Below are 20961 nucleotides of genomic sequence, written 5' to 3'. Positions count from 1 at the left end.
TCCGCATCCTCCTCACTCCTGTGCACCGGCTTCCGCGAAGACGAGGCAGGCGTTGTGGCCGCCGAAGGCGAAGCTGTTGCTGATCACTGGCCCCGCGCCGAGTTTGCGCGGTTCGCCGGTGACCACGTCGATCTCGCACCGCGCGTCGAGCTTCGTCAGGTTGGCTGTCGGCGGTGCGAGTCCCTGGGCCACGGACAGGACCGTCGCCACGGCCTCCAGGGCACCGGCCGCGCCGAGGGCGTGACCCAGAACCGCCTTGGGCGCGGTGACTGCCACCCTCCCGGGCCCGAAGACCGCGGCGAGAGCCCGCGCCTCGGCCAGGTCGTTCAGCTCGGTGCCCGTGCCGTGGGCGTTGACGTGGACGACGCTGTCGGGTGCCGCGCCGGCGTCGGCGAGCGCCTGCTCGATACAGGCCCGGGCTCCCGACCCCTCGGGGTGGGGCGCGGTCAGGTGGAAGCCGTCGGAGGTCCGTGCGTACCCGGCCAGCAGCGCGTAGACGCGCGCGCCGCGGGCGCGTGCGACATCGGGGCGTTCCATGACCAGGAAGGCCGCCCCTTCGCCCAGGACGAAGCCGAGACGGTCGGCGTCGAACGGGCGTGAGGCCGTCGACGGGTCGTCGTACCCGTCGGCCATCGCGCGCGCTCTGGCGAAGGCCATGGCGGTCGTGGCGGTGAGCGGGGCGTCGTGGCCGCCCGCCACCACGACGTCGGCCGCGCCCGAGCGGATCAGCTGCATGCCCTCGCCGATCGCGTGGGTGCCGGACGCGCACGCGGTGGAGACGGTCAGACTGGGACCCGTGATGCTGTGACGTGCGGTGATCCAGTAGGCGCCCGCGTTGTGCATCAGGAGCGGCGCGTACAGGGAGCCGGGGTTGCCGAGCCCCTCTTCCTGGGAGACGACCCCGCCGTATCCGGTTCCCGTCACCACGGCACGGCGACGGGGCGGAACGGCCAGGCCGCCCGCGTCGCTGATCGCGTCGGTGGCGGCGCACAGGGCCAGCTGCGCCGACCGGTCCGTACGACGTGCCTCCTTCGGCGTCAGGTAGCCGTCAGGGGTGAAGTCGACGATCGGGCAGGCGGCGTGCTGTACGGAGCGGGCGTCGTCGAAGGCGTGGAGGCGGGCGGTGGGCCGGGCCCGCAGCAGGGTCTGCCAGAACTCCGGTGGAGTGTGCCCCGCCGGGCTGCGCACGCCCAGCCCGGTGATGGCGACGTGACCGCTCTTCATACGGCCACACTCGGCTGGCTTCCCGCGCGCAGCTCCATGATGAGGCGGACGACGTCCTCGACCGTGGACACGCTTCTGACCTGGGCGGCCTCGGGCCGCACGCCGAACGTCGCTTCGATGGCGACTTCGAGTTCGGTGAGGTCCAGGCTGTCGGCCCCGAGGTCGGCCACCAGTCGCGCCGACGCGACGACCCGTTCAAGGGGAACGCTCATCACCTCGGCGCACAGGGGGCGTAGCGCATCCAGCACCTGCTGCTGATCAACTGTCATGCGTCCTTACGAGCCTTCCTGTCGTCCGGCGGCGGCGGCCCGCCGTCGGATCGTGGGCATGGTGGACTTTCGGCAGTGGACGTCAGCCGGCGTACCCGGCCAACGTCTCCACTTCCTGAGTGATCGCCTCCGCGAGCCGTTGTGCTTCCCCCGCGGAGAGGTGACAGACCGCGGTGAGGGTGAGCGTGCCGACAGCGTCCGCGAGGCTGAAGGCGGCGCTTCCCGGCCGGTGCAGGGGCGAGAGGCACACGAGCCGGATCAGCGGCCTGCCGTTCCAGGAACTGGCCGTGACCGGCCACTTCAGCGAGGTGATCGCGGCAGCCACGTGGGACGCGTCGGCCCCGTGGGTGCCGAGGGTTCCGGGCACCCAGGGGGCGAAGTGCCGCGCGGTCTCGAACGCCGTCCCGAGTGCCTTCTGAGCCATGCCGCGGTGCCGGATGTCCGCCACGAGACGGCCGCTGGCCCGCAGCCGGTCGAGGGGGTCGTCGAGGTCGAGGGGCAGGGGGAACCGGGGAGCGGCGACGATGTTGCCCAGCTCCGCGGCCTCGTGTCCGCCGCGCACATCGCAGGGCACCATGGCGTAGACGGGACGGGGAGCCCGCGGCCATCGGCCGGCGGGCCCGTAACGGGCGGACAGGGCACCGGTCACCGCGGCCACCAGCAGGTGGTTCAGCGTGACGCGGCGCCCGTCGACGCGCCGTCGGCAGGCTGTCCGCACGGCCTCCGACGACAGCGCGGCGGTCGCCACCGAGGGACGGGGCGGGGCGGTCGCTCCGAGCGGGATGGCCTGGCCCGGTGCGCACAGGGTGAGCAGTTCCTTGCCGACCTTTCTCCGGCCCGGGCGTTCGGCGTGTCCGGAAGGAGGGGGGCGCAGGGCGGGGGCAGGGTCCGGCGCGTCGTCCATCAGCAGGTTCAAAAGCGTCACCAGCGACCGGCCGTCGAGCAGGGCGTGCTGTGCCAGCAGCACGAAGGAGAAGTCACCGCCGTAGGCGGCGTCCCGGACCACGAAAAGTCGCCATGGCGGCAGTTCGAATCCGAGCGGACGGTCGATGCGGGAGAGCAGCAGGTCGTCGAGTTTTTCACCCGAATTCAGGACCTGGGTCGCGGCGTCGAACCTTCCCGGACATGTCCAGTGAAACCGAGCCGGCCGGGTGGGCGGGGCTGCCCGCACCCAGCTCATCCGGTCCAGCGGTCCCCATCGCTCCACCACTCGGGACCTCACCTCGTCGAGCTGCGGCGGATCTCCCGAAAAGACGGCGGTGACACCGACTACTCCCGAGCATCCGTTTGACGCCAGCAACTCATCCGCAAACGGGAATCTCATGCGATTAATCATCATGAACCCTTAGGAAGCAGTGCTGTCGGGAGAAAATGGCGCAATCACCATAACTCACGTTAGGGAGCGATTTTGGACGGTGATTCTTCTGTTTATATTCGCCGGCAATGCAATACACCGCGCTGCTGGAACTGATGAAAGGACAGATATCCGCGGTCACCGACACGGAAGGGCAACAGATGGCGGTGCTTACGAGCAGCGTCGCGCTATCGCCGTACGCAGGGCCGTGCGCACCTCCGCCGGAGGCGGTGGGCCGTCGCCCCCGGCGCTGGCGGTGAGGGACGCGGCCACCGTGCGCAGCTTGGTGTTGGAGAGCTGGGAGGCCTCGCGGAGGATGGTCCAGGCCTCGTCGGAGGTGATGGCCTGGGTGGCCATGAGGATGCCGCGTGCCTGGTCGATCACGGGTCGGGAGGTGATCGCCTGACGGAGCTGGTCCACCTCCTCCTGGAGGAGCCGGAGTTGTTCCTCGCGTTCCAGGGCCACCGCGGAGGAAGCGGGCGGGTTCGGGGCGGGGGTGGAGCCGTGGGCCGTGGAACGCAGGGGGTCCGTGGTGTCCAGGCCGACCAGTTCCAGGATCCGGCGCGGCTGGCCCTGCCAGTTCGCCGTCGTGACCGGCGTCCCGTGCTGGAGGCCGTAGGTGCCGAGCGTCTCCAGGAACTGCAGTCCCGCCGTGTCCATGAAGACGACCCCGGTCATGTCCAGCTCCAGCCGGCAGGTACGGGCCGGAAGCTCGGCCAGTGTCGTGGCCAGGACGTCCGCGCTGCCGTGGACGAGCTCTCCGCGCGGAGCGAGCACCGCTCGGCCGCCCGAGTCCACGTGACTCTCGATGACCAGGGCGTCCAGTCGCCCCGCGAGAGGTGTGTGTGCCGGTGAGGTCATGTCCCCGCCTCTGTGGTCCTCGACTTTCTTCCTTCTCATCACGTCGCGTGCCCCGTTGAACCCGGTCGGCCCTGTGGGCGTCCGGCTGTGCCGAGTCGCCTGCCCGCCGAACGGCCCACTACACACTCACCCCAGGAATGCCGTGTGCCTTCCGGGGTAAGCGCGGTTTCGTCCGGGACGAGTGGGGAGACGGTGTGGGCATCCGGTACCAGACACCTTCCGGCGCCGTCGGCGCGGCGCCGGAGTTGAGGTGGTCCCCGCTGGCCGAGCGGAGCGGGCTGCGGGTGGCGGGCGAGATCGGCCTGGCCACGCACGCGGCGTGGGAGCGGGCACTGGAGCAGGCCGTGGGCGGTGACGTGGACGTGTACTACCTGGAGTTGTCCTCCGTGACTTTTGTCGACGTGACGGGCGCGGAGGTGCTCGCCACCGCCGCCCAGCGGCTTCCGGACGGCCGGCGGATCGTGCTGCACCGCCCGCCGCCGGCCCTGCGACGGGTGCTGGACCTGTTCTGGCCCGGCCTGCCGGCGATCGAGGTGGCGATGTCATGAGCGCCGCGGCCGAACCCTTCGAACCTTTCGAACCCTTCGTCCACCCCGCCCTGTTCTACGGCGACGAGCGGGAGTACCTCGCGGGCACGATGCCCTTCGTGCGCGCAGGCCTGGAGGCCGGCGACCCGGTGGCGGTGGCCGTGCCCGGGAAGAACCTCGACCTGATCCGGGACGGGCTCGGTGCCGACGCCGACGCCGTACGCCTGCTGGACATGCGGGAGGCCGGACGCAACCCCGGCCGGATCATCCCCGGCGTGCTGCGCGCCTTCGCCGACGCTCAGTCGCCCGGCCGGAGGGCGCGGATCATCGGCGAGCCGATCTGGGCGGACCGTACGGAGACCGAGTACCCCGCCTGCGTCCAGCACGAGGCGCTGATCAACGCGGCCTTCCAGGGCCGCACGGTGAGCATCCTGTGCCCGTACGACACCCGGCGCCTGGCGCCGCACGTCATCGCCGACGCGTACGCCACCCACCCCACCGTCGCCCATGCCGGCGGCGGCGGACCGCTGCGGGACAGCGGTTCCTACGCCCCCGAGGACGTCGTCGCCCGCTACAACGCGCCGTTGCCGCCCGCCCCGGACGGGCCGCAGGTCTCCTTCTTCCCCTACGACGCGGAGTCGCTCTCGCAGGCCCGGCACATGGCCACCGACGTGGCCGGACGGTTCGGCCTCGACGGCACCCGGCTGCAGGACGTCGCCCTCGCCACGGCCGAACTGACCACCAACAGCGTGGTGCACGGCGGCGGCGAGGGCGTGCTGAGAGTGTGGGCCGAGGGCGAGTTCGTGGTGTGCGAGGTGCGGGACAAGGGACGGATCACGGATCCCCTGGCGGGGCGCCGGCCGGCTCCGCGGGAGCAGCGGGGCGGGCGGGGGCTGCTGCTGGTGAACCTGGTCGCGGACCTGGTGCGCGTGTACACGGGGGACGACGGGACGACCGTACGGTGTTACGTGCGTCGCTGAGGCTGGTGGTGCCGAGCCTCAGGAGACGTGGCCGCGGAGTTGTTCGCCGGATCAGGTGGCCAGCGGGTCCAGCACCAGAGGCTCGACCTTGCCCTCCAGCATGTAGCCCAGTCCCTGTACGGCGCACACGTCGGGCCGTTCGGCGATGCGCACCGGAATACCGGTGAACTGCCGCAGCATCTGGTCCAGCCCGGGGAGCAGGGCGCTCCCGCCGACCATCATGATCCCGCGGTCGGCGAGGTCGGCCACCAGGTCGGGCGGGCAGTCCCGCAGCACCCTGCCGATGCCGTCCAGTACGGCGGTCAGCGGGGTCTCGATCGCGCCGCGGACGGCGGCGGTGTCGACCTGGACGCAACGGGCCAGCCCGGTGGCCACGTCCCGGCCGTGGATCTCGGTGGAGGCCGGGCCGTCGGGCGTGAGCCCGTTGCCGGACAGCGCCAGTTGCAGGGGCCGTACGGACTGGCTGGGCAGCATCAACTCGTGCTCGTGGCGCAGGTGCTGCACGATCGCGTGGTCCACCGCCTCGCCGCCGACCGGGATGCGCTCCGCGGTGACGATGGACCCGAGGGAGAGCACGGCGACCTGGGTCGCGGCGTACCCGCACACCATGATCATGGTGGCCTCGGGCCGCTCGACGGGCAGTCCGCACCCCACGGCGGCGGCGATCAGCGTGTCGACCAGCTCCACGCGCCGCGCCCCGAGCCCGACGAGCGTCTCGATGGCCGCCCGCTGGGCCAGCGGGTCGGCGTCGTGCGGGGTGCAGGCGGCGGCGCGCAGCCGGGGTTTGCGGCGCAGACTGCGGCGGATCTTGTCGCCGAGCAGATGCCGCAGCATGCGCTGCGCCATCTCGATGTCGACGACCGTCCCGCCGGAGACGGGCCGGACGACGCGGATGTAGTCGGGCGTACGGCCCGTCATCTTCTCGGCGAGCTCACCGACCGCGATCAGCGCGCCGGTACGGGTGTTGACGGCGGCGGCGGACGGCTGGTCGACGACGAGCCCGGCCCCCTTCACGTACACCCGCGTCCTCGCCGCCCCCAGATCGACGGCGAAGTGGCAGCGGCGCAGCTGCTCCAGACTGGCGGTCATGGAGGCCTCCCGAGAGCACGGACTGTGGGACCGCCGGGTGGCCGGCCCTACTGGCATCGTGCGGGGGTGGGGGAGGGGGCGCCTTTTGGAAGGGGCCGGGTGGGGTGCCGCTGAACGGGCGTTCTTCACCGGTACCTGGCTTGAGCGCCTGGAAGAACGCCCCGGTGCCGCGGTTCGCCGGAGGTGCACCGTCTCGGTTTCGGGCGTCAGGAGTGGACCTGGACCAAGAGGTACCACCCCGTGCCGTCGTCCAACTGCCGGAACAGATCCGGGTCGCCGAAGGCGCCGTCCAGGACCTCCACGGAGTGCCAGAAGTCCGAGAGGGCGATGATCGCCCGCGCCCCGGACGCGTCCAGCGCGGCGGTGACGGACCCGGTGTCCGGCCGGTCGCCCTGCTCCTCGCCTCCGTCGTACCGGAACTCCGCCCGCCAGAACTCCACCCGGAGGCGGGGCAGGCCGCCCACCTGGGCCAGTTGCTCGTGCAGCCCCTCCACCGTGGCGGTGAACAAGTCGCCTCCGTCCACGTACTGCCCCAGCCGCAGGGTGCTGCCCTCGGCGTCGTCCAGCAGCTCGAACTGGTGAGGGGTGAGCCCGCTCGCATCGACCAGCTCCTCGACCAGCCGGCGCAGCTCCTGCGCGGCGGCCGCGGGCTGCGGGCGGTCCGCGAACCCGAAACGGACGAAGTCGCGTTCGTCCCGCTCCTCCGCGTCGTCGTCCTCCTCCGCTGGTTCGTCGTACGCGTCCTCGACCCGCTCGGCCAACAACGCGTCCTCCACGGCGAAGAGGCCGTCCGGCACCTCGTCCCGAGGGAGCGGGGTCCCCTCGGGCAACTCCTCACGGAGGGAGCGGAGCAGGGGGGTTTCGTCCTCTGGGGGGAAGAAGCCCTCCGGCAGCTCGTCGGGGGCGGCGACGAAGCCGTACGCGGTGTCGATGTCGGTGGGAGCGTCGGGGTGCTCCTCGTGCGCCGGCTCGCCCGCCGGGTCCTCCGGGGCGTCGCCGAACTCCTCGCGCAGTTCCCGCCCCTGGGCCAGCAGCTCGGGATTCCGGCCGCCGGACAACTCGTACTCCTCGTAGGCCCCCAGGGCCTCCTCGATGCGGCCCTGGCGCCGGAGGGCGATGAGGTACAGGCGGCGGAAGTCCTCGCGGGCGGGGTAGGCGCGCAGGAGCTCCGCGAGGTCGGTGGCGGCGCGCTCGAACTCGCCCAGTTCCAGGTCGAGTTCGGCGCCGGTCGCGCAGAGTGAGAGGTGGAGCTGGAGGAAGCGGGTGCGGGCGGCAGCGGCGGCGGGGCCGGGGACGTCGGTCAGCGGGTCGCCGTCCCAGAGGTTCAGGGCGTCGTCCACCGTCGCACGGGCGGACGCGATGTTTCCCGCGGCGCGCTCCTTCTCCGTCCGCTCCACCAGCTGCTGGCAGGTGATGATGTCCACGTGGTCCGCGCTGGTGTGCAAGGCGTAACCGTCCGACAGGGTGGCCAGTACGCCGGGCCCCAGGGCGTTGCGCAGCCGGGACGCGTAGGTGCCCAGGAGGGCCGCGGCGCGTGTGGGGGTCTTCCGGCCCCAGATGCCCTCGGTGAGCCGGGTGTGCGTCACCCTGCGACCGTGGTGGAGGAGGAGCATGGCCAGCATGGCCCGCTCCTGCGGGGAACCGGTGGCCAGCGGGTGTGCCGGCCCTCGGCTGACGGAGGGACGGCCGAGGAGGGAGTAGCGGAGCGGGGCGTGGGCCGTCCGCGCCTGCTCGACGAGCCCGGGCTGCTGGAGCAGGCCCACGCCCTCTTGCTGTTCCATGAGGTCGTCGGAGAGCAGTCGGCCGAGGATCATGGCGTACGTGGGGCGCAAGGCGTCCGGGAGCGCGGCGAACCGGTCGGCCGAGATGCGCATACCGACTTGTGCGGGGCTGCCCGACGACAGATGGAAGAGCAGCTTGCCGAGCGCACGGAGATCCCTCCAGTACGCCTCACCCCCCGACGCCTGCCCGAGATCGAAGAGCGTGAGCTTCGCTGTCCCGTCGGGCAGGATCAGGACCTTGGTCATGTCGAGTGCGCCATGAGCGACGCCGCCTTCGTGGACCGCTGTCAGTGCGTCGGCGAGCTGCCGCCCCAGCGACACCAGGAGCGGTGCCGGAAGCCGGTAGCCACCAGGTGAGACAAGGGAGTTCAGCGAGATGCCGTCCAGGTACTCCATGACGACATACCTCTGGCCGTCCTCGACTCCGTGGTCGTGGACGGCCACGACGTTCGGGTGATCCAGGGCCGCCAGTGCCTCGGTGGCCCGCAGGAAGGCCTGGAGGCGTTCCGGCTCGCTCGGCATGGAGTGCAGCCGTACGACCACCGAGCGACGCCGTTCGGTGTCCTCGGCCCGCCACAGGGAACCGCTCGGCCCGAGCCGTTCAAGGATCCTGTAGCGGGCACCGAGGGCCGGGCGCCGGCCCGGCTCCACGCCCACCAGCCGGTCCCGGGTCCGAGGGGTCACGGTCGCGATCGGCTCGCTTTTCGTCACCGTCACCCTGCTGGCCGCCAGCGGCGTGGTCGCCCTGATCTCGCCCGCCGCCGCCCCGGCCCGTTCGTCGATCAGAGCCCCCATACGGGACAGCAGGTCTGTCGTCCGGCTCCGTGCCGTGCGCGGCAGGCCCCTCAGCAGCAGCTCCCGCACGCCGGGCCGGAACGCGTACGAGCCCGGTGGGCCGGCCACCCCCGTGAGCATGCCGCTGAGGATCACCTCGGCGAGGTGCTGGGGGCGTGGGTGCGGTTCGAGGGCGGCCTGGACCAGGCGCATGACCGGCAGGTCCGGGCGCCCGAGTGCGAGGTGACCGGCCAGTCGGAACGCCTCCGGGGAGGCCGCCGCGCGAAAGCGCAGGACCAGCTCCTCGGCGGACAGACCCGTGACGTCCGTACGGTCGTCGGAGTCCGTCGGCAGCGGTCGGCTCAACCGGGCGGCCGCGCCGGGGAACTCCTGGCCCGAGGCGACCGCGATCAGGGACGCCCAGTTCGCCAGCCAGCGCGGACCCGGTTCGAGCACGGGCAGCGGGAGGAAGCCTCCGGGGTCGCCCGGGCCGTCGTCGCCGTCGTCGCCGTCCCGCTCGTACGGCGTGAAGGCGAGCGCGGTGTTCGGCGCCGCCGGGTGCGGTGCCGACAGCAGACCGGGGGTCGTCGGCAGGGCCGTGTCCCGCCAGAGGTGTTCCGGGAGGGGCTGCACGACGGCCAGCGGCATCCGGTGCGCCCAGCGGCGCAGGGTGGCGTACCAGAGGGTGCCGGCCGGGCCCTGCCGCCACTGCGGTCCCATGCAGTCGCTGACCAGGAGGGTGACCGTGCGGCCGTCGGCGGGGGTGTGGGCGCCGTGGTGGCGCACGGTGCCGTCGGGTTCGGCGCGGTGCAGGGTCACCGTGCGGAAGATGCCCGACTGGGCGAGCGCCGTGTGCAGTTCGCGGACCAAGGGGCGCCACACCGGCATCGTGGGACCGGCGTCGTACACCAGGTTCAGACGCAGCCAGCGCTCCTGCGCGGGGCGCAGCACCGGCAGCCACCACTCGGGGGCGGCGCCCAGGCGGGCGATGCGGTCGGCGGTGGCGCGCTCGTCCAGTTGGGGGCGGTCGGGTGCGTCGGTACGGCGTTTGAGCGGGCGCAGGGAGCGCTGCAGGGCCAGGGGGTGGCGCAGCATCGGGGGCGCGGGGGCCAGGAGGGGGGTGTGGAGCTCGTTCGACGTTCCGGGCAGCCGGGCCGTGGCGGGCAGGTGCAGCGGGGCGCGGGGGGATTCGAGGGGCGGGGAGGTGGCGCTGTCCTGCTGCTTCGGCGGGAGCGGCGGGCGGGTCTGCCCGGTGGGTTCAGGGGGCCGTACGTCCTCGGTGGGGGACTGCGGCGCCGGGGCGGCCGGGGCGTCGGCCGGGGGCTCCATGTGGCGGGCCAGCCACAGGAGCTCGGCGAGTTCGAGCGGGGTCGGGCGGACGCCGCCGGCCGCCTCGGTCAGAACGTCGGTCAGGCGGACCAGCGGTGTCCCTGGGCGTGATCCGGGGCGCTCAGAAGGCATCGGCCTGCGACGCCTCGCCCAGATACGGCATCAGCTGCTCGGCCAGTTCGTCGAGGGACTCGGCGGCCAGGTCGGAGGAGCGGGCCAGGTAGATCGCGTTGAGGAGCTGGTCGGTGGCCAGGTCACCGCCGCCCACCCGGGACAGGAACCGGCTGATCAGGGTCTGGGCGTAGGCGTCGGGCGCCTCGCCGAAGTGGGCGCGGACGATGTCGGCGAGATGGCTGTCGTCGGGCTGCCTCAGCCGCAGCGTGACGCAGCGGCGCAGGAAGGCGGGCGGGAACTCGCGCTCGCCGTTGCTGGTCAGGACGACGAAGGGGAAGGCCCGGCAGCGGACCCGGCCGCGCTCCACCGGGACCCACTGGTCGGCGCCGTCGATCATCACCTCGGCGGTGGGGGCGTGCTGGGCGGTGCGGATCAGTTCGGGGATCTCGTACTGGCCCTCCTCCAGGACGTTCAGCAGGTCGTTGGGCAGGTCGAGGTCGCTCTTGTCGATCTCGTCGATCAGCAGGGCGCGGGGCCGGGCGTAAGGGAGGAGGGCGGTGCCCAGGGGGCCCAGGCGCAGGTGGTCCTCGATGCCGGCCTCGGCGGCCGGTGCGTTCCTGGCCGCGTACAGCCGGGAGAGCGGGTCGTACTGGTAGAGGCCGTCGTGGAGCGTGCTGCGGCTGGTGATGTTCCAGCGCAGCACCGGGCCCAGGCGCAGCTCGCGGGCCACCGCGTACACGAGTGAGGACTTGCCGGTGCCGGGCGGGCCGGTCACCAGGAGAGGACGGCGCAAGTACAGGGCGGCGTTGACCAGTTGGACCGTCGGTGACGTGGCCCGGTACGTCTCGGCGCGGTGCGTGCGGTCGGGGGAGACGGCGGACGTGTCGGCGGCCACGTCCGGCGGGTCGAGCACCGGTCCGCCGTCGAAGGCCCGCCAGGGCGGGGGCGGCGGCAGCCGGTCGATGCCGTCGTGCGGCTCGTTGGTGCCGGTGTAGACGGGCCACAGGGGCATGGATCTTCTCTCCGTGGGGGCTTTCGGGGCCGGGGTTCAGGCGACGGGTGAGTGCAGGCTGGCGGGGGGCTCGGGGAAGCGGCGTGGGTCGTCCCAGAGGAGCTGGACGTCTCTCGCCCAGTGCCGGTCCGGGTCCTCGTCGGCGTAGGCGGTCTCGCGCAACACCATGACGTGACGCGGGAGTTCCGCGGGAGGGACGCCGGTGACGGCGGCGGCGAGCTCGTCGAGGAACGCGGCGCCGGAACAGGGGCCGTCGTGCCCGGTGTCGGCGCAGCCCGTGCGTGGCCACAGCAGGACCGGCACGGGGGTGTTGAGACCGACCTCGAAGTGCGGTCGCGCGGTGGCGGGCGGGAAGGAGAAACCGGCCAGGTCGGCGTCGTCGTCGCGCAGCCGCTTGCGCAGCATCGGCGGCCGTTCCGGGGTGCCGCCGCACTCGACGCGGTGCAGCCGCGCCCCGGGAAAGGCGTCCAGCTTCTGCCACTTCTTGGCCAGCTGGTGGCGCAGCCGGCCGCTGCGGTGGCGGGACCGGTCCACGACGACGAGGGGGTAGGCGCAGCCCAGCGGAGTGGAGTCGTCGGCGCCGCACTCCCAGTGCGCCACCGGTTCGTTCAGCCATTCGCGGGGCAGCACGAACGTGATCAGTTCGTCCGCGTCCGGGGCGAGCTGGGTGAACGCCTCGTCGATGCGCTCCTGGACGTACGCCCGGACCGCGCTGCGCGGCAGGCGCCGCGAGCCCACGCGCCGCCGGTGTCCGTCACGGTAGGCGGACACCTCGACGGTGACCTGGTCGGGCCCGGCGCCGCTGTGCTCGATCTCGACGAGGATCGGGGACCAGGAAGGGGCGGCGGGCCGCGCGGGCTGTACGTCCAGCAGTTCCCGCAGACGGTCGGCGAACCGGGCCACCGCCTCCGTGTCGGGAACCTCCCACTGCACGTACCCGGCGGCCGCCCCCAGCGAGGCGAAGCCGCCCTCCGGCAGCGGCGGGCCGAGCAGCCCCACGGCGTCCACGTACAACCGGTCGGGATCGCAGGCCACGCCCTGGGCCACCGCCCGCCGCACCACGCTGTACAGGCGGCGCACCGCGTCCGGGCGGTGCTCGGACGTGGGGATCAGTTCGCACAGCTCGGGCCAGTAGCGCACCATCACCTGGGTGGGCAGCATCCGGCCCACCCGTGTGTCCCGCGCGCCCGCGACCGTCGACACCATGCCGACCACCCGGCCGTCCGCCAGGGTCGCCGCCGCCCCGCTGAAGCCGGGTGCCAGGGGCTGACCGTGCGCCGTCACGGCCTCCAGCTGCCGCCACTCGTCCGAGACCAGCGCCCCCGGCACGGCCTGGTACCGGGCGAGCATGCCCTCGTCGTACCCCTTGGGAAAGCCGTACGCGACCAAAGTGGGGGCCGCGGTGCCGAGTCCGGCGTCGGGGCCACCCAGCTCGGCGCCGGGAGGCGCGAACTCGGCCGGTTCCACCGGCACTTCGCGGTCCAGTTCGAGGACGGCCAGGTCACCGGGGTCGGCGGCACCGCCCGCCCAGCCGCCGTGGACGGCCACGGTGGCGCGCACCGGGCCGAGCTCCCTGCTGTTGGGAAAGGACACCGTCACCTCCGACGCCCCGCTCCACCGGACGACATGGGCACAGGTGACCACGCGGCGGGCGGAGACCAGGAAACCGGCGCCGACCTCCTTCCCGCAGACGATCCGGGCATGCCAGGCAGCGCCGCTCATGACCGGTCGGCGGCCTCCGGATCCGCCCCGGACCGCCCAGGTGACCAGCTGAGCTTCACCACCAGGTGGCCCTCCGTGGACCCCTTGGCGATGACCGCGCCCGCCTCCGCGCTGAGCTTCACGCCGAATTCGAGCTCCACGGAGTCGGGCCTGAGCGAGCCGTCCCGGAAGACCCGCAGCGCGGACTCGGCCGCCGCCCGGACTCCGTCCAGCGCGCCCTCGAAGGTGCGCGCCGCTCGGGCCGGTCCCTCGCCGCGCGAGACGAGACGCGCCCCCGACTCGTCGTCGACGGACTCCACGACCACCACGGCGCCGTCTTCGGTCTTGAACTCCATCAGCCCGTCCATGGCGCCGCCGGCTCCCCCGTGATGTGTGTGGCTTGCACGAACTCCAATGTTAGGGACCGTGCTCCCGAATCACACCCAGCTCCACCAAGTCCTGCGGCCGGATCCGCAATTCATCGGCCGTCGCCTCCACCTCCTTCGCCGGCCGTTTCAGGATCGCCGCCGCCGACTCCGGCGCTATGACCGAGAAGTAACTGTCCGGCGTGGCCCACGTGTTGCCGGCCGCGGCCAGGGCCAGTGCGCCGCCCGAGCCGCCCTCGCCGATCACCAGCGTGGTGATCGGTGTGCGCGCCGACGCGACCGCGCCGAACAGGTCCGCGATCGCCGCGCCCGCGGCCTGGCGTTCGGCCTCCGCGTCGTTGGCCGCGCCGGGTGTGTCCACCAGGGTCAGCACCGGGATGCCGAGGCGGTCCGCGAGGCGGATCAGACGGGTGGCGGTGCGGTAGCCGGCGGGGCGGGTCGCCGTGCCGGTCTGGGCGGCGTACGCGACCGTACGTCCCTCGTGCTCGCCGAAGCCGCAGAGCATGCCGGCCCGGTCGGTGCCGCCGCAGCGGTCGCCGCTGATCGCCATCCGGTGAGCGAAGTAGGCGTCCAGGTAGTGCTCGGCGCGGGGGCGTCGGGGATCGCGGGCGCGGCACACCGCGGCCCAGCCGGTGGCCGGCAGGTCCGTCGCGCCGAGGGACGAGGGCACGGGGGCCGGTGCGTCCGACGGCGCCGCCAGCAGCCGTAGCCACCGGCCCAGCGTCCGGCGCAGCTCCTCCGGCCGTACGATCGCGTCGGCCGACCCCGCCGCCACCTGCGCCTGAGCCGTGTACGCCGCGGGGTCCGCGTCCGGCGGCCGGACCCGGGAGCCCGCGAAGCCGACCTGGGCACCGGGCAGCGCCAGGATCACGTCGGCGCCCGCGCCGAGGGTGGCCCAGCCGCCGCCGGTGGTCGGGTCGCGCAGGACGGCGATCTGCGGCAGGCCCGCCTCGCGGGTGAGCGCCGACTGCCGTGCCACGCGCTGGAGTTGGGTCAGTGCGAGCATGCCCTCCTGCATACGGCTGCCGCCGGTGGCGACCAACGGGACGACCGGCAGGCGGTGTGTGCGGGCGTACGCGTACGCCGCCTCCAGCCGGTCGCCGGTGCGCTCGCCGAGTGAGCCGCCGAGGAAACCGAACTCGAAGACGATCAGCACCGCCCGCGTGCCCTCGACGTGCGCGGTGCCGCACACCACGGACTCCTGCTCGCCGGTGCGTTCGGCGGCGCGGGCGCGCGAGGCGTCGTAGCCCTCCCAGGCGAGGGGCCCGTCGGGGGCGGAGTCCCGTGGCGTGGAGGGGAGTTCGGTGAAGTCGTCGCTGACGAGGGCGATCGTCTCGCGTGCGGACAGGCGGTCAGTCATGGCTCAGCGCACGCTTCATGATCTTCCCCATGTCGTTGCGGGGGAGAACGTCCAGGTGGTGGACGACGCGGGGTCGCTTGTGCGGGGCCAGGCGGGCGGCCACGTGGTCGGCCAACTCCTTGATGGACGGGGGTGCCTGAGGGTCCGCCGGGACGATCCAGGCCACGATCCGCTCGCCCAGGTCCTCGTCCGGCTCCCCGGTGACCGCGGCCTCCCGCACCCCCGGATGCTCCAGCAGCGCGTTCTCGATCTCGCCCGCCCCGATCTTGTAACCGCCGCTCTTGATCAGGTCGGTGGCCTTGCGGCCGACGATGCGTACGTAGCCGTCGGGATCGCGCACCGCCATGTCGCCGGTGCGGAACCAGCCGTCGGCGGTGAACGCGCCGGCCGTGGCGTCGGGCCGGTTGAGGTAGCCGGTGAACAGGTTCGGGCCGCGCACCTGGATCTCGCCCACGGTCTCGCCGTCGTACGACGTGATCGGCGACCCGTCCTCCTCCACCAGCCGCAGCTCCACGCCCGGCAGCGGCACGCCGACGGTTCCGGCGCGCGGTTCGCCGTCCGCCCGCACGCTCGTGTTCATGAGGGTCTCCGTCATGCCGTACCGCTCGATCACCCGCCGCCCGGTCGCGGCCGTGATGCGCTCGTGGTCGTGCACGGGCAGGGCGGCGGAGCCGGACACCAGCAGCCGGGCCCGGCCGAGGGCCTTGGCCAGCTCGGGGTCGTCGGACAGGGTCTGGGCGATGCGGTGGTACATCGTGGGGACGCCGAAGAGCATGGTCGCACCGGCGTTCAGCTCGCGCGCCACGCCCTCCGTGGTGAACCTGCCGAGGTGACGCACGGATCCGCCGCGCCGCAGCGGGCCCAGGATGCCCAGCACCAGGCCGTGCACGTGGAACAGCGGCAGCCCGTGCACGAGGACGTCGTCGCCGGTCCACTGCCAGGCGTCGGCGAGCGCGTCCAGGGTGGCGGCGACGGCCCGGCGGGGGATGAGGGCGCCCTTGGGCGGGCCGGTGGTGCCGGAGGTGTAGACGACGAGGGCGGGGTCCTCGTCGGACGCCCCCAGGTAGTCGGGGACCCCGCCGGAGGCGTGGACGTCGACGTCCACCCGCTCCAGGTCCGCCACCGGAGACGGCAGGTCGTCACCGGGCGCGGCCAGCACCACCGCCGGCGCGCTGTCGGTCAGGATGTGCCCGAGTTCCTTCTCCCCGGACTTCGGGTTGAGCGGTACGGCGGCGACGCCGGCCTCCAGCGCCGCCACCACCGCTACGGCGGTCTCCAGCGCCGGGGTCGCCCAGACGGCCACCCGGGCGTGGCCGGCGATCCGGCCGGCCAGCGCGTCCGCCGCGGCGGCGAGCTCCGCGTACGTCAGGGAGCGGTCGCCGAACCGCAGGGCGGGCCGGTCGGTCCGGGCGTCGGTCCGGGCGTCGGGAGTGCCGCCGGCTCGGCCGTCGGTCAGGGCCGGGAAGAGAGAGGACACGCTTCGTAACTCCTTAACTGATCAACGATGATCGACGATGATCGGCGGGCACTGCCTGCTGCCGCCTGCCGGTCCTACCCCCAGCCGGGCACGACCATCACCAGCCACGCCACCGCGGGTACCACCGCCACCACGATCCCTCCGTACACCATCAGCTGCCTGAAGAAACGCTCGCGGTCCACGTCCGGCGCCGCGGCCAGCACCAGCGCGCCGTTCGTCGAGAACGGGCTCACGTCCACGACCGTCGCCGACACCGCGAGCGCCGCCACCATGCCGACCGCCCCGATCTCGCCCTGCGCGAGGAAGGGCACGGCGAGGGGGATCAGGGCGCCCATGATCCCGACGGACGAGGCGAACGCCGAGACGAGCGCGCCGATGTAGCAGAGCAGGACCGCGGCCAGCAGCGGAACGCCGATGCCGCTGACGCCCTCACCGGCCCAGGTGATGGTGCCCATCTGGTCCAGGACACCGACGTACGTGAGGACACCGCAGATCAGCAGGACCGTCGACCAGGCGATCTGGCCGACCGCCTTGCGGCTGTCGTCCGGCCAGGCGGCGCTCAGGACGACGGCGAGGGTGATCGCGGTCAGACCGGCGTCCAGGTCGAAGGCGAGGACGGCGACGACGAGGGCGACGAGGGAGGTGAGGGTGGCGATCCGGGCCGGGTTGAGGCGGGTGGTGTCGGGGGTGGTGGGTGCGTCGGGGCGGGTGGCTACGGCGGTGCCGGTGCCGGTGCCGGTGCCGGTGGGCTGCGGGCCGGAACCGCCCTGCGGAAGGTCGCCCTTGTCGGAGGCGTCCTTGGAGGCGTCCGCCGCGGACTCGTCCGGCTCCACCGCCCCCCGCGCCCACAGCTTCAGCCCGCCGAAGAGCACGAAGACCACACCCGCGATGACCAGGTTGGCGAAGAGGGAGGCGAGGAAGAGGGCGATCTCGTTGCCCGGCAGCTTCTCGCGCTCGACGATGCCGTTGACGATCGTGCCGTAGATGCTGATCGGCGAGAAGCCGCCGGCCTGGGCGCCGTGCACCACCATGGCGCCCATCAGCAGCGGGCTGATGCCGTAGCGGGCGGCGAAGCTCAGCGCGATCGGCGCGACGATCGCGACCGCGGCCGGACTGACCGCGCCGATCGCCGTGAGCGCGCCGGTGATGGCGAACATCACCCAGGGGATCAGCGCCACGCGCCCCCGCACGAGCCGGATGGAGGCGTGCACCAGCCAGTCGGTGGTGCCGTTGGCGCGGGCGATCGCGAAGAGGTACGTGACGCCTACGAGCACGACGAACAGATCGCCGGGGAAGCCGGCGAAGATGCCGTCGGCGTCGAGGTCGGCGACGAGCTCGCCGACCCCGAAGGCGGCGGCGAAGGCGAGCGCGCCCATGTTGACTGAGCGGGTTGTGGCGATGACGAACACCACGACGAGGACGAGGATCGAGATGAGTTCGGGGGACATACGGGCTCCCGTCTTTGGGTCCCGAGCGGCGGGGTGGGTATCCGGGGGAGTGGACGAGTGGCTGAGCCACTTACGCGTTTGGCTGGTTAGCGTGGGCGCGACAAGGAGCGGCGTCAAGGGGTCGCGCAGAAATTGGCTCAGCCACTCGGCCATTTCGGTGCACGGTGTTACGCTCCCGACGAGAGGGGGACCCCGTGACCGACGCCCTGCGCCCCATGACGAAACAGCGCCTGTACGAGCAGGTGCTGGACCGGCTGCGCCAGTACGTCACCGAGGGCGGCCTGCGCGCGGGGGACCGCCTGCCACCCGAGCGCGACCTCGCTCAGCGCCTCGGCGTCAGCCGCGCCTCCGTGAAGCAGGCGATCGTGGTCCTGGAGGTCCAGGGGCTGGTGGAGGCGCGACACGGAGGCGGCACCTACCTGGTCCGCGACAGCCTCGACGTCGAGCCGGTCGAGACGATGGTCGAGCGCCGCCGGCGCCTCCCCGACGTGCTGGAGGCCCGTGAGGCCCTGGAGACGAAACTCGCCGAACTGGCCGCGGAGCGCCGCACGGAGGACGACCTGGCCGCGATGAGGTCGGCGCTCGCCCACATGACGGCGGAGATCGAGGAGGGCGACCCCGGCGTCGAGGGCGACCGCCTCTTCCACGCGGCGGTGACGGCGGCCGCCCACAGCAGCCTCCTCGCGGAGTTCATGCGCTCCATCGCCGACCAGATCGCCGAGAGCCGCACCGAGTCCCTCCGCCAGCCCGGCCGCCCCACCCGTTCCCTCGCCCAGCACCAGGCCATCCTCGACGCGATCGCCGCCGGACAGCCGAAGCAGGCGGCCACCGCGATGCGCAACCATGTGCGCACGGTCGCGAAGGTTCGCCTGCTGGACTGGGAACCGGAAGAGGACCGCCAGGCCTAGGCGACTGCCTCCACCACATCCGCCACCACACAACTGACGTTGTCCGGGCCCCCGGCGCCGTTCGCCTCGGCGATCAGTGTGAGGACCGCCTCGTCGGGGGCGTCGGCGTCGGTGAGGAGGGTGCGGATGCGGGCGTCGGGGACGATGGCGTAGAGGCCGTCGGAGCACAGGAGGTAGCGGTCGCCGGGGTGGGCGTCGTGCAGGCGGAGGTCGGGGGCCGTGGGGGTCTCGCCGGGCAGGGCCTTCAGAAGCAGGGCGCGCTGGGGGTGGGCCGTGGCCTCCTCGGGGGTGAGGCGGCCCTCGTCGATCAGTGACTGGACCACCGTGTGGTCGTGGGTGATGCGGAACAGGGCGCCGTCGCGCAGCAGGTACGCGCGGGAGTCGCCGATGTGGACCAGGGCCAGGCGGGAGCCCGTCCACAGCGCGGCGGTCAGGGTCGTGCCGGCCTCGTCCGGGCCGCCGGCGCCGTTCGCCACGTCCCGGACCGCCTCGGTCGCGCCCCGCACCGCGTCCTCCAGGAGGTTGAGGACGTCGCCGGCCGGCAGTTCCTCCGTGTCCAGGAAACGCAGCGCCTCCACGGCCGCGCTGCTCGCGGGCGCCCCCGCGGGTCCGAAGCCGTCCGCGACCGCGAGCAGGCGGCTCCCCGCATACGCCGTGTCCTGATTGCTGGGTCGGACCAGGCCTCGGTCCGAGTGGGCGGAGTAACGAAGTTCCAGCATGGTGGTGTCCTTCCTCGGCTGCGCTGTCAGTTGGCTCACGAGGAACGCGGCGAGATCCCGTCGTACGGCCGTGTCCGCCTCGACCTGCGCCCAGTAGGCGCGGATCTCCGCGGCCGCGGCCGGGGGCGGCAGAGCGCACACCTCACGGATCCGGGCCAGCGGCATGCCCAGCCGCCGCAGCCACGCCACCAGCCGGGCGCGCTCCAACTGCTCGGCCGCGTAGTACCGGTATCCGGTGTCCGGGTCGACCCGCGCCGGACGCAGCAGCTCCAACTCGTCGTAGAGCCGCAGCGCCTTGGGCGACAGGCGGCACGCCTTGGCGAAGACGCCGATGGTCAGCCACTCCATGCGGGCTCCCCCTTCGTTCCTCGCCACCGATGCTGGGGCTTCCCCAAAGGGGAAGGTCAAATGGGTTGCAGCGGTTGCGGCGGCGAAGGTTAGCCTGCGGACTCACGAGACAACCAGGACAGGAAGGGACCCGCCGTGCCCCGTGTCGCCCTAGTCACCTACGATCCCCGACCGGAGACCAGCAAGGACGCCGACCTGCCCGTGCTGCTGGAGGCACTGCGCGCGGCCGGGGCCGAGGCGGACGCCGTGTTCTGGGACGACGCCGGCGTCGACTGGGCCGGTTACGACCTCGCCGTCATACGGTCCACGTGGGACTACAGCTGGCGGGCCGCCGAGTTCCTGGCGTGGGCGGAGCGGTGCGCCAAGGCGACGCGGCTGGCGAATCCGGCGGGCGTGGTGCGGTGGAACACCGACAAGCGGTATCTGGGGGATCTGGCGGTCGCCGGAGTGCCTGCCGTCCCGACCCGCTATCTCGCGCCCGGCGACCCGGCCGACCTCCCCGACGACCACGAGTACGTCGTGAAGCCCACCTCCGGAGCGGGCGCCCGCTACGCCGCGCGCTACACGCCCGAGCAGCGGGAGACGGCCGTACGACACCTCGCGCGCATGCACGAGGAGGGGCTCACGGCGATGGTCCAGCCGTATGTGAAGTCCATAGACACCGGTGGTGAGCGGGCCCTGCAGTTCTACGGCGGCCGGCTTCTGCACGCCAGCCGCAAGCGGGCCGTGCTCGCCCCGGGCACCGCCTATGACGCGGACAAGGTCGCCCACCCGGGCCTGGAGCCCTGGACTCCGACTCCGGCCGAACTGGCCGTTGCCGAGCGGGCGTTGGCCGCCGTACCGGACGCAGAGGAGCTGCTGTACGCCCGCGTCGATCTCGTGGACGGGGAGGACGGCGAGCCACGGGTGATGGAGTTGGAGCTGGTCGAGCCGAATCTGTTTCTCTTCCTGCATCCGGGGTCGGTACCGGCCGTCGTCGAGGCCGTCCTGGCGGCGGCTACCCGGTGACCGCGACCCGCTGCAAGAGCCCCCACGTGAACTCCGCGACACACTCCCGCCGCACGCCCTGACCGTCCGGCGCCGTGAAGGCGAGCCCCCAGCGGGTCGGGGCCGTGCCCTGGAGGGGGCGGGCGGGGGTGAAGGCCCGGGCCGCCTCGTCGACCGTGCAGGACCAGGGGGTGAGGTCGTCGAGGGTGCGGAGGGGAGGGGACTCGGCGTCGGGGGCGCGGATCAGCCATTCGTTCCAGACGGCGTCGTTCGGGGCGAGGAGGACCTCGAAGCGCAGGTCGGGCCAGAGGCT

Annotated in this window: 17 protein-coding genes and 1 pseudogene; 4 read left to right on the top strand and 14 right to left on the bottom strand. The window is 72.9% G+C overall.

All coding sequences use genetic code 11. From position 1 onward, the window contains the following. Window positions 1-12: 12 nt before the first annotated feature. From Q4V64_RS15580 to Q4V64_RS15565, 4 genes are all read right to left on the bottom strand, one after another. Window positions 13-1224 carry a beta-ketoacyl-[acyl-carrier-protein] synthase family protein gene (locus Q4V64_RS15580; RefSeq protein WP_124442527.1) on the bottom strand — a complete coding sequence of 404 codons (1212 nt, stop codon included), beginning with the start codon at window positions 1222-1224 and terminating at the stop codon, window positions 13-15. Then, window positions 1221-1493: an acyl carrier protein gene (locus tag Q4V64_RS15575; protein ID WP_124442528.1), complete on the bottom strand. Its 273-nt coding sequence runs from the start codon at window positions 1491-1493 to the stop codon at window positions 1221-1223. The genes Q4V64_RS15580 and Q4V64_RS15575 overlap by 4 nt, the downstream gene beginning before the upstream one ends. A gap of 82 nt (window positions 1494-1575) precedes the next feature. Continuing rightward, window positions 1576-2703 (bottom strand): WS/DGAT domain-containing protein, encoded by a 1128-nt coding sequence (locus tag Q4V64_RS15570; RefSeq protein ID WP_172629385.1) that lies wholly within the window; start codon window positions 2701-2703, stop codon window positions 1576-1578. Window positions 2704-3018: 315 nt separating this feature from the next. After that, window positions 3019-3708 carry an ANTAR domain-containing protein gene (locus Q4V64_RS15565; protein WP_124442530.1) on the bottom strand — a complete coding sequence of 230 codons (690 nt, stop codon included), beginning with the start codon at window positions 3706-3708 and terminating at the stop codon, window positions 3019-3021. A gap of 194 nt (window positions 3709-3902) precedes the next feature. Here Q4V64_RS15565 and Q4V64_RS15560 point away from each other — a divergent pair, with 194 nt between their 5' ends. Beyond that, the gene (locus Q4V64_RS15560) at window positions 3903-4256 is read left to right on the top strand and encodes an STAS domain-containing protein (RefSeq protein WP_253267199.1); all 354 of its coding nucleotides are present in this window, start codon (window positions 3903-3905) and stop codon (window positions 4254-4256) included. Beyond that, a complete protein-coding gene (locus Q4V64_RS15555) occupies window positions 4253-5215 on the top strand; it encodes a sensor histidine kinase (RefSeq protein WP_124442532.1) in 963 nt (320 codons plus the stop codon). The genes Q4V64_RS15560 and Q4V64_RS15555 overlap by 4 nt, the downstream gene beginning before the upstream one ends. A 51-nt stretch (window positions 5216-5266) precedes the next feature. Here Q4V64_RS15555 and Q4V64_RS15550 read toward each other — a convergent pair whose 3' ends face one another. The 8 genes from Q4V64_RS15550 to Q4V64_RS15515 all read right to left on the bottom strand — a co-directional run bounded on the left by Q4V64_RS15550 (window position 5267) and on the right by Q4V64_RS15515 (window position 17686). Then, window positions 5267-6304: a rod shape-determining protein gene (locus Q4V64_RS15550; protein ID WP_124442533.1), complete on the bottom strand. Its 1038-nt coding sequence runs from the start codon at window positions 6302-6304 to the stop codon at window positions 5267-5269. A gap of 206 nt (window positions 6305-6510) precedes the next feature. Beyond that, complete coding sequence (locus tag Q4V64_RS15545; RefSeq protein ID WP_303710060.1) at window positions 6511-10320, bottom strand: SAV_2336 N-terminal domain-related protein; 3810 nt, start codon at window positions 10318-10320, stop codon at window positions 6511-6513. Further along, on the bottom strand, window positions 10310-11314 hold the full coding sequence (locus Q4V64_RS15540) for a MoxR family ATPase (RefSeq protein ID WP_124442534.1): 1005 nt from the start codon (window positions 11312-11314) through the stop codon (window positions 10310-10312). Before Q4V64_RS15540 ends, Q4V64_RS15545 begins: the two co-directional genes overlap by 11 nt. Before the next feature lie 36 nt (window positions 11315-11350). Continuing rightward, window positions 11351-13036, bottom strand: coding sequence for a trypsin-like peptidase domain-containing protein (locus tag Q4V64_RS15535; protein ID WP_124442535.1), 1686 nt, complete (start codon window positions 13034-13036; stop codon window positions 11351-11353). Further along, the gene (locus Q4V64_RS15530; protein ID WP_124442536.1) at window positions 13033-13383 is read right to left on the bottom strand and encodes a CU044_2847 family protein; all 351 of its coding nucleotides are present in this window, start codon (window positions 13381-13383) and stop codon (window positions 13033-13035) included. Before Q4V64_RS15530 ends, Q4V64_RS15535 begins: the two co-directional genes overlap by 4 nt. A gap of 49 nt (window positions 13384-13432) precedes the next feature. After that, the gene (locus Q4V64_RS15525) at window positions 13433-14761 is read right to left on the bottom strand and encodes a carboxyl transferase domain-containing protein (RefSeq protein ID WP_124442537.1); all 1329 of its coding nucleotides are present in this window, start codon (window positions 14759-14761) and stop codon (window positions 13433-13435) included. Continuing rightward, window positions 14754-16217 (bottom strand): acyl-CoA synthetase, encoded by a 1464-nt coding sequence (locus Q4V64_RS15520; protein WP_124442556.1) that lies wholly within the window; start codon window positions 16215-16217, stop codon window positions 14754-14756. Before Q4V64_RS15520 ends, Q4V64_RS15525 begins: the two co-directional genes overlap by 8 nt. Window positions 16218-16312: 95 nt before the next feature. Next, window positions 16313-17686, bottom strand: coding sequence for an SLC13 family permease (locus Q4V64_RS15515; protein ID WP_124442538.1), 1374 nt, complete (start codon window positions 17684-17686; stop codon window positions 16313-16315). 194 nt (window positions 17687-17880) lie between these two features. On the opposite strand from Q4V64_RS15515, the gene Q4V64_RS15510 reads away from it, so the two are divergent. Next, the gene (locus tag Q4V64_RS15510; RefSeq protein WP_124442539.1) at window positions 17881-18594 is read left to right on the top strand and encodes a FadR/GntR family transcriptional regulator; all 714 of its coding nucleotides are present in this window, start codon (window positions 17881-17883) and stop codon (window positions 18592-18594) included. Here the strand turns inward: Q4V64_RS15510 and Q4V64_RS15505 are convergent. After that, complete coding sequence (locus tag Q4V64_RS15505) at window positions 18591-19661, bottom strand: MerR family transcriptional regulator (RefSeq protein ID WP_124442540.1); 1071 nt, start codon at window positions 19659-19661, stop codon at window positions 18591-18593. The genes Q4V64_RS15510 and Q4V64_RS15505 overlap by 4 nt on opposite strands. A 135-nt stretch (window positions 19662-19796) precedes the next feature. On the opposite strand from Q4V64_RS15505, the gene Q4V64_RS15500 reads away from it, so the two are divergent. Continuing rightward, window positions 19797-20669: a hypothetical protein gene (locus Q4V64_RS15500; protein ID WP_124442541.1), complete on the top strand. Its 873-nt coding sequence runs from the start codon at window positions 19797-19799 to the stop codon at window positions 20667-20669. On the opposite strand, the pseudogene Q4V64_RS15495 reads toward Q4V64_RS15500, so the two are convergent. Continuing rightward, a pseudogene (locus Q4V64_RS15495) lies at window positions 20659-20958 on the bottom strand (hypothetical protein); the annotation flags it as partial. The gene Q4V64_RS15500 and the pseudogene Q4V64_RS15495 overlap by 11 nt on opposite strands. Window positions 20959-20961: the final 3 nt, after the last annotated feature.

Origin of the sequence: Streptomyces sp. NL15-2K, from assembly GCF_030551255.1 — a bacterium.
GTDB lineage: Bacteria > Actinomycetota > Actinomycetes > Streptomycetales > Streptomycetaceae > Streptomyces.
This window is presented reverse-complemented; position numbering and strand designations above follow the sequence as displayed.

What these genes read in the sequence shown, in the direction of transcription:
- Q4V64_RS15580 (WP_124442527.1), bottom strand. Translation starts at nt 1,224, where the DNA reads ATGAAGAGCGGTCACGTCGCCATCACCGGGCTGGGCGTGCGCAGCCCG.
- Q4V64_RS15575 (WP_124442528.1), bottom strand. Translation starts at nt 1,493, where the DNA reads ATGACAGTTGATCAGCAGCAGGTGCTGGATGCGCTACGCCCCCTGTGC.
- Q4V64_RS15565 (WP_124442530.1), bottom strand. Translation starts at nt 3,708, where the DNA reads ATGACCTCACCGGCACACACACCTCTCGCGGGGCGACTGGACGCCCTG.
- Q4V64_RS15555 (WP_124442532.1), top strand. Translation starts at nt 4,253, where the DNA reads ATGAGCGCCGCGGCCGAACCCTTCGAACCTTTCGAACCCTTCGTCCAC.
- Q4V64_RS15550 (WP_124442533.1), bottom strand. Translation starts at nt 6,304, where the DNA reads ATGACCGCCAGTCTGGAGCAGCTGCGCCGCTGCCACTTCGCCGTCGAT.
- Q4V64_RS15545 (WP_303710060.1), bottom strand. Translation starts at nt 10,320, where the DNA reads ATGCCTTCTGAGCGCCCCGGATCACGCCCAGGGACACCGCTGGTCCGC.
- Q4V64_RS15540 (WP_124442534.1), bottom strand. Translation starts at nt 11,314, where the DNA reads ATGCCCCTGTGGCCCGTCTACACCGGCACCAACGAGCCGCACGACGGC.
- Q4V64_RS15535 (WP_124442535.1), bottom strand. Translation starts at nt 13,036, where the DNA reads ATGAGCGGCGCTGCCTGGCATGCCCGGATCGTCTGCGGGAAGGAGGTC.
- Q4V64_RS15530 (WP_124442536.1), bottom strand. Translation starts at nt 13,383, where the DNA reads ATGGACGGGCTGATGGAGTTCAAGACCGAAGACGGCGCCGTGGTGGTC.
- Q4V64_RS15525 (WP_124442537.1), bottom strand. Translation starts at nt 14,761, where the DNA reads ATGACTGACCGCCTGTCCGCACGCGAGACGATCGCCCTCGTCAGCGAC.
- Q4V64_RS15515 (WP_124442538.1), bottom strand. Translation starts at nt 17,686, where the DNA reads ATGTCCCCCGAACTCATCTCGATCCTCGTCCTCGTCGTGGTGTTCGTC.
- Q4V64_RS15505 (WP_124442540.1), bottom strand. Translation starts at nt 19,661, where the DNA reads ATGGAGTGGCTGACCATCGGCGTCTTCGCCAAGGCGTGCCGCCTGTCG.